This window comes from Kerstersia gyiorum (genome assembly GCF_004216755.1).
GTDB lineage: Bacteria > Pseudomonadota > Gammaproteobacteria > Burkholderiales > Burkholderiaceae_B > Kerstersia > Kerstersia gyiorum.
On the sequence record NZ_SGWZ01000001.1, the window covers coordinates 707,209 to 719,988 of the forward strand.

Consider the following 12,780-nt stretch of genomic DNA (forward strand, 5'->3'; position numbering starts at 1 on the left):
TTAAATCGCCGCAGCCCGTGGCGGCCGCATGGCGTTAACATGCTGGCACGTACCCTGGGTAGCGGGCGCCGCGCCTGGAAGCCCGCCGTGTGGCGGCCACCTGGGCCTTATCTGGAATGTTTTGATTATGCTGACCTTTTTGCTTTACCTTGTGCTCGGGGTGTTCTCCGGCGTGCTGGCCGGCCTGTTCGGCATCGGCGGTGGCCTGATTATCGTCCCGGTGCTTGTCTATAGCTTTACCGCCCAGGGGCTGGACCCGAACGTCCTGACTCACATGGCAGTCGGTACATCGCTTGCTACCATCGTATTCACCTCCATCAATTCCATCGCCGGGCACCAGAAGCGCGGCGCGATCAACTGGTACCTGGTGCGCTGGATGACAGTAGGCCTGCTGGTGGGCGCCATCCTGGGTGGCCGGGTGGCGTCGCTGCTGCCAGGAACCGACCTGCAAGTGATCATCGGGGTCTTTGCCATCTGCATGGCTATCCAGCTTTATTTTGGCCTGGGCACCAAGAACGCGGCGGGCGAGCCTTTCCGTCAGCCCAGCAAATTGTGGCTGGGCATCAGCGGTGCGGTGGTGGGTTGCGCGTCCTCGATTTTTGGCATTGGCGGCGGGTCGCTGACCGTGCCCCTGTTGTCCTGGCGTCGCCTGCCTATGCAGCAGGCGGTGGGAACATCGGCAGCCTGCGGCCTGCCCATTGCCATTTTTGGCGCCTTGTCGTTCATCTACTTCGGCTGGAGCGAGCCCAACCGGCCGCCGCACAGCTTCGGCTATATCTATCTGCCGGCCTTGGTCGGCATTGCCGTGACCAGCATGTTCTCAGCCGGTCTGGGCGTGAAGCTGGCGCACAAGCTTTCCCCGGTCATGCTGAAAAAGCTGTTCGCCGTCTTGCTGCTGTGCGTGGGCCTGAACTTCATTCTTTAAGGCGCCTGGTTGTCGCGCAGCCAGAGATCGTTCCGGAGGTATTCATTCATGCCGCATCATCCGTCACATGACACGTCGGCCCGCATGGGCGAGCCGGCGCACCGGCCCGATGGCCTGAGGCTGAGGCCGCGCCGGTCCGTGCTCTATATTTCCGGCGCCAACGAACGCGCACTGGAAAAGGCGCGTGGCCTCGATGCAGATACGCTGATATTCGACCTGGAAGACGCCGTCGCGCCTGAAACCAAGGCGCTGGCGCGCCAACGCATCGGCACGGCCTTGGCTCAGCCGCAGGGTTATGGCCATCGCGAGCGTATCGTGCGCATCAATGGCCTGGCGACGGCATGGGGCGTGGCGGATATCGAATGGCTGGCCAGCCAGGATATCGACGGTGTGCTGTTGCCCAAGGTGGAAAGCGCGGCCGCCGTGCGTGAGGCCCGCCAGGCCCTGCATGCAGCGGGTTGCCGGCAAGACCTGCCACTGTGGGCCATGGTGGAAACGCCGCTGGGCGTGTTGCGTGCCGATGCCATCGCGGAGCAGGGCGTGGCCGCGCTGGTGGCCGGAACGTCGGACCTGGCCAAGGCGCTGGATGCGCGTCCGGCGGCAGACCGCCTGCCCTTGCTGTTTGCGCTGTCGCAGATCGTGCTGGCGGCTCGAGCCTGGGGCTGTGTCGCCCTGGATGGCGTGCATGGTGACCTGGAAGACGACGCCGGGTTGGCCCTGGTCTGCCGGCAGGGCCGGGATCTTGGCTTTGATGGCAAAACCTTGATCCACCCCCGCCAGCTGGCGGCGGCCAACGAGGCCTTCAGCCCTTCGGACGAAGACGTGGCGCAGGCGCGCAAACGCGTGGCCGCCTGGGCCGAGGCCCAGGCACAAGGTTTGGGCGTGGTGGTCGTCGATGGCGTGCTGGTGGAACAGCTGCATGTGGATGCCGCTGAAATGCTGATGGCGCGCGCTGACAAGATTGCCGGGCGAGGCCCCGGCTGAACGGCATGGCGCCATCATCTGGCGCAGGCTATGAAAAAACCCCGTTCACGACCGGTGGGGCGTGAACGGGGTTTTTACTGGCTGCCCATCCTCGGCCGGCGGGCCGGATCAGGGCAGGGTAGCGGTGTATTGCCTTAGTTGACGGACACGCGCTCGACGCGGATCGTGGCCGGGTGGCTGCGCAGCAGTTCCAGCACGTCGTCGCCCACGGGGCCGTCGACGTCGGTCACGACATAGCCCAGCTGGCCCTTGGTTTGCAGCGTCTGGCTGACGATGTTCAGGCCCTTTTCCGCCAGCGTGTTGTTGAGCGCGCTGACGGCGCCCGGCGCATTGCGGTGAATGTGCAGGACGCGTGTTTCGCCGTTGGCTTCCAGGTAAGGCAGTTCGGGGAAGTTGACGGCGCCCTTGGTGGTGCCGCTGAGCCAGTAGCGCACCAGCTTTTCCGCTACTTCACGGCCGATGTTTTCCTGGGATTCCTGGGTGCTGCCGCCGATGTGCGGCGTCAGGATCACGTTGGGCAGGCCGACCAGCGGGCTTTGCAGCGGTTCGTTCGGACCCTTGGGCTCCGTCGGGAACACGTCCAGCGCCGCACCAGCGATGTGGCCGCTGACGATGGCGTCGCGCAGGGCCTGGATATCCACCACCGTGCCGCGTGAGGCGTTGATGATGATCGCGCCCTTCTTCGTGCGCGCCAGGCGCTCGGCATTGATGATGTTGGCCGTACCCGAACCGCCGGGAACGTGCAGCGTCACGACGTCCGATTCTTCCAGCAGCTGATCCAGTGACAGCGCGGCGCGGGCATTGCCCAGCGGCAGCTTGGCTTCGATGTCATGGTAGATGACGCGCATGCCCAGGCCTTCGGCCAGCGTGCTGACTTGAGAGCCGATGTTGCCGTAGCCGACGATACCCAGCGTCTTGCCCCGGGCCTCGAAGGCACCGGTTGCCGTCTTGTCCCAGTGGCCGCCATGCACGCGATCATTCTTTTCGGGAATGCGGCGCAGCAGCAGGATGGCCTCGGCCAGCACCAGTTCGGCGACCGAGCGGGTGTTGGAGAAGGGGGCGTTGAACACCGGGATGCCACGTTGGGCCGCTACATCCAGGGCGACCTGGTTGGTGCCGATGCAGAAGCAGCCGATCACGCGGATGTTGGGGAACTCGTTGAGCAGGCCTGCATCGAGGTTGGTGCGGGAGCGGATGCCGACGATGTCGGCAGTCTTCAGGGCCGCACGCAGCTCATCGGGCGGGAGCGCGATGGCATGCGAGACGATGTTGGTCAGGCCGGCCTGCTTGAACACTTCGCGGGCGCTGGGATGGATGTTTTCGAAGAGAACGATATTTGCCATGACAGACAAGAGCCTAATTGAGGAAGTGGCGGCGCGTCGGCTGGGCGCGTCGGGAAGCGATCCATTGTAATCGCTTTGCCGGCCGCATAAGGGATTCCCCTGTCGCGGGGCAAGGCCCGCGGACGTTTACTTCACGCCAGATTCCCTGCTGCACCAAGGATGTGCGGCTGCCGGCCACAGGCGGCGGCTGTTGTTTTCCTGTCGGCTCAGCGCCTGGCGACGATGCGGTCGGACGGGAAAACCAGGGAAAAAGTGCTGCCTTGGCCAGGTTTGCTTTCAATCTGGAGTTCGGCGTCGTGGCGCATGGCGATGTGCTTGGTGATGGCCAGCCCCAGTCCGGTGCCGCCGACCGCGCGCGAGCGGCCGCGGTCCACCCGGTAGAAGCGCTCGGTCAGGCGCGGGATGTGCACGGCGGCGATGCCGATGCCGGAATCGCGTACGCTGTAGCGTGCGCCGCCATCGGGCAACTGGCGCCAGGCGACATCTATGGTGCCACCGTCCGGTGTATAGCGCACGGCGTTGGTCAGCAGGTTGGTGAAGGCAGAACTCAGTTCGGTTTCCGATCCCAAAAGCGCCAGGCTGTCGTCTATCTGCCAGGAGAAGGTATGGCGGCCCGCCGATAGCCCTTCGGCCTGCAGCCTGGCGGCCTGCACCAGTTCGCTGACGGAGATCTCCTGCGGGTCTGCCGAGGGCGATGATTCCAGCGCAGACAGTGTCAGCAGATCGGCGACGATGGTTTGCATGCGCTGCGCCTGTTCGTGCATCAGGGACAGGTAGTAGTCGTGCTGCTCCGGCGGAATTGCTTCGGCCGGCAGCTCGCGCAGCGTTTCCAGGAAGCCGCTCAGCACGGTGAGCGGGGTGCGCAGTTCGTGCGAGACGTTGGCGACGAAGTCGCGCCGCGTGGTCTCGAGCTTTTCTATCTGGGTGACGTCGCGGGTGATCAGCAGGCGCTGGTCGCTCGCATAGGCCGTCAGTTGCATCATCATCAGCCGTTCCTGGCCTTCCCGCACCAGGCGCACCAGAATGGGCTCAGGCCATTCTTCCTGCTGGGCATAGGCGACGAATTCGGGTTCGCGCAGCAGGTTCAGCAGGTATTGTCCGCGGTCGGCCGGCAGGCGCAGCCCCAGGTGGCGGCGCGCCATGCGGTTGCACCACTCGATGTGCAGGGTTTCGTTGAGCGTGACGGCGCCATCGGGCAATGCTTGGGCGGCGGCGATCATGCCTTGCAGCATGCGCTGGTTTTCTTCGAATTCACGGATGCGGCGGCGCTGGTAGCGGTATAGCATGGCCGCGCTGTCGTCGAGCACGCCCAGCGCATAGGGCGGCGCGCTTTCCGGGGTCTTGAGCCACTGTGAAAAGCGCTGAATCTGGCGCGCCTGGCGGAAGGTCTGCAAGCCGGCGCCGCAGGCGAACACCAGCATGCCGCTGCTGCCGCCCAGGCGCCAATGCACCAGTGCGGCAACGACAGCCCAGGCGAGCAGGGTGGCGAGCGTGCGTATCCAGATCATAGTGGCATCCATTGTCGCATTGCCGCAGCGCTGCGGGGCGCGTCAGCCCGCCGCCTGTGGCAGGCCGGGCCGGCGCTCGCCAAGGGGGGGCGGGCTCAGTTGCTGGTGATCTGGTTGGTGAAGCGGTAGCCGCTGCCGCGTACTGTTTCCACGTGCGCGTCATGGCTGGTGGGTTCAAGCGCCTTGCGCAGGCGGCGGATATGAACGTCCACCGTGCGCTCTTCGACGAACACGTGGTCGCCCCATACCTGGTCCAGCAGTTGGGCGCGTGAAAAGACGCGCTCCGGATGGGTCATGAAGAAGTGCAGCAGGCGGAATTCCGTCGGCCCGATATGCAGCGCCTTACCGTTGCCGGTCAGGCGGTGGGTGACGGGGTCCAGGCGCAGGCCGGACACGTCGATGACGTCATCGGTCAGCTGCGGTGCGCGGCGGCGCAGGACTGCCTTGATGCGCGCCATCAGTTCCTTGGGCGAGAAGGGCTTGGTGATGTAGTCGTCGGCACCGGCTTCCAGGCCGTCCACCTTGTCCTGCTCTGAGCCCTTGGCCGTCAGCATGATGATGGGCACGCTGCGGGTACGCTCGTCGGCACGCAGGCTGCGCGCCATGTTCAGCCCGGATGCGCCGGGCAGCATCCAGTCGAGCAGGATCAGGTCTGGCAGTTCGGCGCGGATCAGGGTGTGCGCCTGTTCCACATTGAAAGCGCGCAGGACCTTGTGTCCGGCGAAGGACAGATTGACGGCGATAAGCTCCTGGATGGCGGGTTCGTCTTCAACCACGAGAATAGTGCTGGACATGGCGATCAGGCAGTAGGGAAAAGGCGCCGTATGGCGCGGACGTTGCCATAATATGGCGGCAATGTTTCAGGTCTGTGACTGTCTTGTGCTTTCCTTGGGAGGCATGGCGAGAAAATCGTGTCCTGAGGTGTCAATTTGCGCCACGCTGATACTTCCGGCTGCCATGGAATCGGCTACGATATCGGGATGAGCGAAAAACAGATTTCCCCCGCACAAACGGACGCTGGCACGGCCCCGGGCGCAGCGGACCAGACCACCCACTTCGGCTTCCAGACCGTCGCCGAGCATGACAAGGCGCGGCGTGTGGCCGGCGTGTTCCATTCGGTGGCCAAGCGCTACGACATCATGAACGACATGATGTCAGTCGGCCTGCACCGTGTCTGGAAAACCTTTACCGTCGGTCGCGCTGCCATTCGTCCTGGCATGAAGGTGCTGGATATCGCGGGCGGTACTGGTGATTTGGCCCGGGCCTTCGCGCGTCGGGCGGGCCCGCAGGGCGAAGTCTGGCTGACGGACATCAATGATTCCATGCTGTCGGTCGGCCGCGACCGCATGATGGATAGCGGCCTGGTACTGCCGGTGGCGGTGTGCGACGCTGAAAAGCTGCCGTTCCCCGATGCCTATTTCGACCGCGTGAGCGTGGCCTTCGGCCTGCGCAACATGACGCACAAGGATGCGGCCCTGGCGGAAATGCACCGGGTGCTCAAACCAGGCGGCAAGCTGCTGGTGCTGGAGTTCTCGCGCGTGGCCAAACCGCTGGAACCGGCTTACGACTGGTATTCCTTCAACGTGCTGCCGCGCCTGGGCAAGGTGATTGCCAAGGACGAGGAAAGCTACCGCTATCTGGCTGAATCCATCCGCATGCACCCTGACCAGGAAACCCTGGCCCAGATGATGCGCGATGTCGGCCTGTCGCGGGTGCGCTACTTCAATCTGACCGCCGGCATCGCGGCGCTGCACGAAGGCGTGCGTCTGGACGGCTGAGTCCTGCTACCGCCTGCGCGCAGGCCTGTAACACGGTAAAACCACTTTCTGCACCCTGCCCGCAGGGGCAGCGCCAGCTTCGTTTACGCTGGAACTGCCCGCTGCTGCTGCGGCAGCGCCTGGTTGCCGGCCCCTGTTCATTGGCGCCGCCGATATGCGGGTTGGCCAGAATCAACACAGGTCTGGCAAAAAAATTAAGCTTCTAGTAAGCTTTGTCCATGTCCCCCAAAAAAACGGGGGGCGGAACCGTTGCCGGCAGGCGTCGCTATGCATGACGCCTGGATTCATCCGCTGCCGGCGCACGCCGGGTTCCGCCAGGTCGCTCGTAGGCAGCGTCTCCTTTTCAGGGGCGTGGTGGCCGGACGCAGCGTGGGGGTGTTTTAGGGGCGGCTGCCTTGCGTGCGGCGCTCCAATACGGGGAAAATTGTCCATGTCTCGACGTTTTACGAAATTCTGTGCTGCCGCTGTGATCGCCCTGACCGGCGTTGCCATGGTGGGCGCTTCCTTTGACGCCGATGCGCGCCGCATGGGTGGTGGCGGCAGTTTCGGCCGCCAATCCAGCAATGTGATGAAGCAGCGCCAGGCCGTTACGCCTCCGGCAGCCAATACCGGCGCCAACAGCGCCCGTTCGGCCGCCGCACCTGCTGCCGCTGGCGCCGCAGCAGGTGCCGCCGCCACGCGCAGCGGCATGTCGCGCTTCCTGGGCCCCATCGCTGGTATCGCGGCCGGCCTGGGCCTGGCAGCCTTGCTGTCCAGCATGGGCCTGTCCGGCGCCTTGCTTGAATTCCTCTCCAGCGCCCTGCTGATCGGTCTGGTCGTGTTCGCCATCATGTTCATCGTGCGCCGCCTGCGTGGCGCCGGTGCGCGTCCGGCGATGCAAGGCGCGAGCGCCGGCGCGGGTGCCGGTACCGGCGGCCGTGGCGCCCAGCCCGCCGCGCCGATGTGGCGTGAATCCGCACAGCCCGCCGCTGCACCGGCAGCGGCTCCGGTGGCTGCCGCAGCGCCTGCTGCCGCTGCTGCTCCCGTGGACCCCAGCTGGTTCATTCCGGCGGATTTCGACACTCACGCCTTCCTGCAAAATGCCAAATCGCAGTTTGTCGCCATCCAGAAACTGTGGGACAGCGGTGACGTCGAGTCGCTGCGCGAATACCTGACGGACGATCTGCTGGCCGAACTGCGTTCGCAGATCACCGCCAATGCCGGCGGCGAAACCTCGGTGGTGCTGCTGAACGCGGAGCTGCTGGGGGTCGAGCAGGTGTCCGGCGGCCACCTGGCCAGCGTGCGTTTCTCCGGCATGCTGCGCGAGGAAGCGGGCGCCGAAGCATTCCGTTTCGAAGAGGTCTGGAACCTGTTCAAGAGCGCGGACGGCGGCTGGATGCTGGCAGGTATCCAGCAGATGAACGTCGATCAGCAATCCTGATGCCGGCCTGACGCCTGCCTGCTGCCTCTTCCTGCTGGCAGTGGCGCGGCGGCAGGGCGGGTCATGAAAAGCCCTGGCCGGGTGATGCCTGCCAGGGCTTTTTGCCGCCTGCGCTGGGCAGGAGTGAAAGCGGGCCGGCCGCCGGTGCAGGCATGTGCAGTCAGGCCAAAGCCGTTAAACTGCTCGCTGTACCGGGATTCCCCATCAACTTCTTTCAGATTCATTCGGGCGGCAAGCCCAGGATTGTCTTCATGTTGCCAGCATTTTTGCCTCATCCTGTCGATCTGGCCGTTCGGGCGTTCAATGCCTTGACGGAGCAGGAGCCCTGGGCCCGGGAAAAACTGGCGCGTCATGCAGGCAAGCGCATTACGCTGGTTGTTGGCGGCATGCGTGTGGTATTCCTGGTGGCGCCGGACGCATGCCTGGAGTTTCTCGAAGGCGAAGATGGCGTTGCATCCGACGTCATCCTGACGCTGCCGCTCGAGCGCATGGCCTTGCCCCGCCCGGGTGTTGTCAACCCGCCGCTGGCGGAGATCATGCATATCTCGGGCGAAGCCGGTCTGGCACAGACGCTGGCCGAACTGGCCCGGGGCCTGCGTTGGGACGCCGAGGACACACTGGCGCGCTGGATCGGCGATGTGCCGGCTGTCCGCCTGGTTGCCGGGGCGCGCCAGCTGCATCACGGCATGAGGGAGTTCATGTTGCGCCTGGCGGGCAATACCGCCGAATATCTTTCCGAAGAAACAGAAACCGTGCTGGGTGCTTCGCAGTGGAGGCAATGGCAGCTGGACCGCCTGCAGGCAGAGCAACAGCTCGATAGCCTGGGGGCGCGCGCCGATGCCGCATTGCGCCGCCTGGAGCGCCTGGAAGCCGCTGCCAAGCGGGGAGGCCGTCCGTGAATTCGATGTTCCGCCTCTGGCGTATCCTGTTTGTCTGCCTGCGTTACCGGCTGGATGAAATCGTATTGTCCGGCCTGCAGTTCCGCTGGGCGCGGATAGCCTTGCGCTGCGTGCGTTTCGGGCGACCGCCGCGTCAGCCCCGGGCGGTGCGCCTGCGCCTGGCGCTGGAGTCCCTGGGCCCGATTTTCGTCAAGTTCGGGCAGGTGTTGTCGACTCGCCGGGATTTGATTTCTCCGGATTTCGCCGAGGAACTGGCGCGCCTGCAGGACAACGTGCCGCCATTTCCTTCCGAGCAGGCCGTGGCTTCCATCGAAAAGGCGCTGGGCGCGCCGCCGTCGCAGCTGTTCGCGCAGTTCGAGATGACACCGGTGGCGTCGGCTTCGGTGGCGCAGGTGCACTTCGCCGTCCTGCACAATGGACGGGAAGTCGCGGTGAAGGTGTTGCGGCCAGGCATGCGCAAGGTCATAGACCAGGATCTGGGCCTGATGCGCCGCCTGGCGACGCTGCTCGAGCGCATGTCGGCCGATGCGCGCCGGCTCAAGGCGCGCGAAGTCGTGGGGGAATTCGACAAATACCTGCACGACGAGCTCGATCTGTTGCGCGAAGCCTCGAATTGCAGCCAGCTGCGCCGCAACTTCTCCGTCGATAGCGTGCGTGCCAGCCAGTTGATCGTGCCTGAGGTTTTCTGGGACTACACCTCGTCGACCGTGTTCACGATGGAGCGCATGCGCGGCATTCAGGTCAGCAAGGTCGAGGCCCTGAAGGCGGCAGGCGTGGATTTGCCGACGCTGGCCCGCACCGGCGTGGAGATTTTCTTCGCACAGGTGTTCGACGACGGCTTTTTCCATGCCGACATGCACCCGGGCAATATCTATGTTTCCGACCAGCCGGAAACCCTGGGGCGCTATATTGCGCTGGATTTCGGTATCGTCGGTTCGTTGTCCGATTTCGACAAGAACTATCTGGCGCTGAACTTCCTGGCGTTCTTCCAGCGGGATTACCGCCAGGTCGCCAAGCTGCATATCGAATCGGGCTGGGTACCGGCCGACACGCGTGAAGAAGAGCTGGAAGGCGCGGTCCGGGCGGTTTGTGAACCGCACTTCGACCGTCCGCTTGCTGAAATCTCGCTGGGGCAGGTGCTGCTGCGCCTGTTCCAGACTTCGCGGCGCTTCAACATGGAAGTGCAGCCGCAATTGGTGCTATTGCAGAAGACCTTGCTGAACGTCGAGGGCATGGGGCGCGAACTGGACCCCAACCTGGACCTCTGGAAGACGGCCAAGCCCTACCTGGAGCGCTGGATGCACCGGCGCATGGGGTGGCGCGGGCTGCGCGAGAAACTGCACCAGGAAGCCGGGCGCTGGGCACAGACGTTGCCGGAGTTGCCGCGCCTGCTGCACGAGAACCTGGCGCGCCAGAACCTGATGCCCGAGCTGCTCGACGAAACCCAACGCCTGCGCAAGGCCAAGGAAACCGGCAACCGCCTGCTGGCGGTACTGACCGGCGTGCTGGCCGCGGCGCTGGCAGTCGGGCTGTGGGCGTTGACCCGCTAGGCACGACGGCACCGACACGATACGCATAGGGCTGCGGGCGCGTCTGCCCCGGCCGAACTGGACGCAAAGCATGACCATCCGTTTCGAAGCGAAAATCCTGACCCGCGAAGCCTGCATCCAGGCGGCCGGCCGTGGCGAGCTGCCCCGGCCGCTGGTCTTCACCAACGGCGTGTTCGATATCCTGCACCGTGGGCATGTCAGCTATCTGGACGAAGCCGCGCAGCTGGGCGCTACCCTGCTGGTCGCGGTGAACAGCGATGCGTCCGTGCGCATGTTGGGCAAGGGCGAGGAACGGCCGCTCAACAATCAGGACGACCGCATGGCCATGCTGGCCGCGCTGGCCAGCGTGGATCAGGTGACCTGCTTCGAGGAAAGCACGCCGCTGGCGCTGATCCAGGCTTTGCGCCCGGATATCATCGTCAAGGGGGGAGACTATGACATGGAAGTGCTGCCGGAGACGGCTGCGGTGCGCAGCTGGGGCGGCAAGGCCGTGGCGATTCCCTTTGCCCATGACCGTTCCACCACAAGGCTGGTGCAGAAAATCATGGCGGCGGCCAACAAGGGCTAGGTACGCTGTTCCCGGTCGGGACGCTTGCCATACGCCCGGCAGCCGGAAGGCAGAAAGACAAAACGCCAGCCTGGCAACAGGTTGGCGTTTTCTGGTAGGGGCTGGGGCTTGCCGTGGCGCGGCAAGCCTGGCCTCAAGGCATGGTGGTGTTCAGAACTTGAACTTGGATACCGTTGCGCCACGCAAGGGCTTGATGATGGTTTCGAACAGCGGTTCGGTTTCGAAGGTCGCTGCCGTGGTGCGCGTGATGCGACAGGCTGTCATGACCGGATGCTGGCCGACGACAGCCACCAGGCGGCCGCCGATGCGCAGTTGATACTTCAACGCGTCGGGCACGACGGGCACGGAGCCCGTCAGCAGGATGGCATCATATTCCGTGGAACCCCAGCCGGAACGGCCGTCGCCGGTTTCAACCTTGACGTTGCCGACCTGGTTCTGTTGCAGGTTCTGCTGTGCGAAGGCAGCCAGGCGCGGGTCGATTTCCACTGACAGGACTTGTTGGCCGAGACGGCCCAGCAGTGCGGCCTGGAAGCCGGAGCCGGTGCCGATCTCGAGAATACAGTCCGTGGGCTTGAGATCCAGCGCCAGCGCCAGGCGGGCTTCGATCTTGGGGGCCAGCATGACCTGGTTGCTGTCGATGCCGTCGATGACCAGCGGAATCTCCAGGTCGGAGAAGGCCAGCGCACGCTGGGCGGCGGGCACGAACTGTTCACGGCGCAGCGCGTAGAGTGCGTCCGACAGGGTTTCGTTCAGCGCTACCCAGGGACGGATCTGCTGTTCGATCATGTTGAAGCGAGCTTGCTCGAGGGCAGGCAGGTTTGCAGCGTTCATGGCGTGATTGCGTCCAATGCAGGCGGCACGGGGTCAGCCGCGCCAGTGCGGGGAATGTGAGATACCTCCCGATTGTACCGGTTGGGATGGTGCAATGGGGAGGGCTCGTGCCTGGCCGCCGGTGTTACCACCAGGCGTGGAAGTGATGCACCGGCCCCTGGCCGTTGCCGATGCGAAGGCGGTCGGCCTGTTCCAGTGCCGTCATCAGATAGGCCTTGGCCCGGCGCGCCGCTTCGGGCACGTCGCTTGATTGCGGCAGCAATGCGGCCAGCGCGGCCGAGAGCGTGCAGCCGGTGCCGTGCGTATTGCGGGTGGCAATGCGCCGGCCGGGCAGCTCCAGCATGACGTCGCCGTCGTGCAACAGGTCCACGGTATCGTCGCCCGGCAGGTGGCCGCCCTTGAGCAGCACCCAGCGGTGGCTGCTGGTGTCCATCAGGTTGCGCAGCTTTTCCGCCACGCGGCGCATGTCACGGACATTCTCGACTGCGCTTTGCTCCAGCAGCACCCCGGCTTCCGGCAGGTTGGGGGTGATGATGGTCGCCAGCGGCAACAAGGTCTCGCGCAATGCCCCCACCGCTTCCGTTTCCAGCAGCATGTCGCCACTCTTGGCAACCATGACCGGGTCCAGCACCAGGTGCGGCACCGGGCGCGCCGCCAGTTTTTCCGCGACGGTTTCCGTCACGCGGCGCTGGCCCAGCATGCCGATCTTGGCGGCGTCGATGCGCACATCGTCGAACAAGGTGTCGAGCTGTTGCCCGACGAAGGCGGGGTCCACCGGCAGAATGCCGGTGACGCCTTGCGTATTCTGCGCCGTCAGCGCGGCAATGACACCGCAGCCATAGGCGCCCAGCGCGCTCATGGCCTTGATATCGGCCAGGACGCCGGCACCGCCGGACGGATCGACGCCGGCGATGGTGAGCGCATGCGGCGCGGAACCGGGCTGACGGGCGGGCGGGGCAGTGCGTACCATGGCG

12 protein-coding genes are annotated in these 12,780 nt (G+C 64.9%); 7 read left to right on the forward strand and 5 right to left on the reverse strand.

All coding sequences use genetic code 11. The annotated features are described in order from the left end of the window. The first annotated feature begins 127 nt into the window (after positions 1–127). Positions 128–925 carry a sulfite exporter TauE/SafE family protein gene (locus EV679_RS03195; protein WP_202969506.1) on the forward strand — a complete coding sequence of 266 codons (798 nt, stop codon included), beginning with the start codon at positions 128–130 and terminating at the stop codon, positions 923–925. 84 nt (positions 926–1,009) lie between these two features. Then, positions 1,010–1,909, forward strand: coding sequence for an HpcH/HpaI aldolase/citrate lyase family protein (locus EV679_RS03200; RefSeq protein ID WP_130486753.1), 900 nt, complete (start codon positions 1,010–1,012; stop codon positions 1,907–1,909). Positions 1,910–2,043: 134 nt separating this feature from the next. Here the strand turns inward: EV679_RS03200 and serA are convergent, their stop codons facing one another. From serA to phoB, 3 genes are all read right to left on the reverse strand, one after another. Beyond that, complete coding sequence (serA, locus tag EV679_RS03205) at positions 2,044–3,252, reverse strand: phosphoglycerate dehydrogenase (protein WP_068367354.1); 1,209 nt, start codon at positions 3,250–3,252, stop codon at positions 2,044–2,046. Positions 3,253–3,458: 206 nt separating this feature from the next. Further along, entirely contained in the window at positions 3,459–4,760 is a 1,302-nt protein-coding gene (gene phoR, locus EV679_RS03210) for a phosphate regulon sensor histidine kinase PhoR (RefSeq protein WP_130486754.1), read from the reverse strand. 95 nt (positions 4,761–4,855) lie between these two features. Then, positions 4,856–5,554, reverse strand: coding sequence for a phosphate regulon transcriptional regulator PhoB (gene phoB / locus EV679_RS03215; protein WP_068367350.1), 699 nt, complete (start codon positions 5,552–5,554; stop codon positions 4,856–4,858). A gap of 186 nt (positions 5,555–5,740) precedes the next feature. Between phoB and ubiE the strand changes: the two genes are divergently transcribed. The 5 genes from ubiE to rfaE2 all read left to right on the forward strand — a co-directional run bounded on the left by ubiE (position 5,741) and on the right by rfaE2 (position 10,975). After that, on the forward strand, positions 5,741–6,538 hold the full coding sequence (ubiE, locus tag EV679_RS03220) for a bifunctional demethylmenaquinone methyltransferase/2-methoxy-6-polyprenyl-1,4-benzoquinol methylase UbiE (RefSeq protein WP_068367349.1): 798 nt from the start codon (positions 5,741–5,743) through the stop codon (positions 6,536–6,538). Positions 6,539–6,968: 430 nt separating this feature from the next. Next, positions 6,969–7,958 carry a Tim44 domain-containing protein gene (locus EV679_RS03225; protein WP_130486493.1) on the forward strand — a complete coding sequence of 330 codons (990 nt, stop codon included), beginning with the start codon at positions 6,969–6,971 and terminating at the stop codon, positions 7,956–7,958. Between the two features lie 251 nt (positions 7,959–8,209). Next, positions 8,210–8,857 carry a ubiquinone biosynthesis accessory factor UbiJ gene (locus tag EV679_RS03230; RefSeq protein WP_165389942.1) on the forward strand — a complete coding sequence of 216 codons (648 nt, stop codon included), beginning with the start codon at positions 8,210–8,212 and terminating at the stop codon, positions 8,855–8,857. Beyond that, positions 8,854–10,407 carry a ubiquinone biosynthesis regulatory protein kinase UbiB gene (ubiB, locus tag EV679_RS03235; protein WP_068367345.1) on the forward strand — a complete coding sequence of 518 codons (1,554 nt, stop codon included), beginning with the start codon at positions 8,854–8,856 and terminating at the stop codon, positions 10,405–10,407. Before EV679_RS03230 ends, ubiB begins: the two co-directional genes overlap by 4 nt. Before the next feature lie 70 nt (positions 10,408–10,477). After that, positions 10,478–10,975 carry a D-glycero-beta-D-manno-heptose 1-phosphate adenylyltransferase gene (gene rfaE2 / locus EV679_RS03240; RefSeq protein WP_130486495.1) on the forward strand — a complete coding sequence of 166 codons (498 nt, stop codon included), beginning with the start codon at positions 10,478–10,480 and terminating at the stop codon, positions 10,973–10,975. Positions 10,976–11,125: 150 nt separating this feature from the next. On the opposite strand, the gene EV679_RS03245 is transcribed toward rfaE2, so the two are convergent. Both EV679_RS03245 and thiD read right to left on the reverse strand, forming a co-directional pair. Beyond that, positions 11,126–11,806, reverse strand: coding sequence for a protein-L-isoaspartate O-methyltransferase family protein (locus EV679_RS03245; protein WP_068367340.1), 681 nt, complete (start codon positions 11,804–11,806; stop codon positions 11,126–11,128). A 124-nt stretch (positions 11,807–11,930) separates the two neighbouring features. Then, entirely contained in the window at positions 11,931–12,776 is an 846-nt protein-coding gene (gene thiD, locus EV679_RS03250) for a bifunctional hydroxymethylpyrimidine kinase/phosphomethylpyrimidine kinase (RefSeq protein WP_130486496.1), read from the reverse strand. Positions 12,777–12,780 lie beyond the last annotated feature (4 nt).

What these genes read in the sequence shown, in the direction of transcription:
- EV679_RS03195 (WP_202969506.1), top strand. Translation starts at nt 128, where the DNA reads ATGCTGACCTTTTTGCTTTACCTTGTGCTCGGGGTGTTCTCCGGCGTG.
- EV679_RS03200 (WP_130486753.1), top strand. Translation starts at nt 1,010, where the DNA reads ATGGGCGAGCCGGCGCACCGGCCCGATGGCCTGAGGCTGAGGCCGCGC.
- serA (WP_068367354.1), bottom strand. Translation starts at nt 3,252, where the DNA reads ATGGCAAATATCGTTCTCTTCGAAAACATCCATCCCAGCGCCCGCGAA.
- phoR (WP_130486754.1), bottom strand. Translation starts at nt 4,760, where the DNA reads ATGATCTGGATACGCACGCTCGCCACCCTGCTCGCCTGGGCTGTCGTT.
- phoB (WP_068367350.1), bottom strand. Translation starts at nt 5,554, where the DNA reads ATGTCCAGCACTATTCTCGTGGTTGAAGACGAACCCGCCATCCAGGAG.
- ubiE (WP_068367349.1), top strand. Translation starts at nt 5,741, where the DNA reads ATGAGCGAAAAACAGATTTCCCCCGCACAAACGGACGCTGGCACGGCC.
- EV679_RS03225 (WP_130486493.1), top strand. Translation starts at nt 6,969, where the DNA reads ATGTCTCGACGTTTTACGAAATTCTGTGCTGCCGCTGTGATCGCCCTG.
- EV679_RS03230 (WP_165389942.1), top strand. Translation starts at nt 8,210, where the DNA reads ATGTTGCCAGCATTTTTGCCTCATCCTGTCGATCTGGCCGTTCGGGCG.
- rfaE2 (WP_130486495.1), top strand. Translation starts at nt 10,478, where the DNA reads ATGACCATCCGTTTCGAAGCGAAAATCCTGACCCGCGAAGCCTGCATC.
- EV679_RS03245 (WP_068367340.1), bottom strand. Translation starts at nt 11,806, where the DNA reads ATGAACGCTGCAAACCTGCCTGCCCTCGAGCAAGCTCGCTTCAACATG.
- thiD (WP_130486496.1), bottom strand. Translation starts at nt 12,776, where the DNA reads ATGGTACGCACTGCCCCGCCCGCCCGTCAGCCCGGTTCCGCGCCGCAT.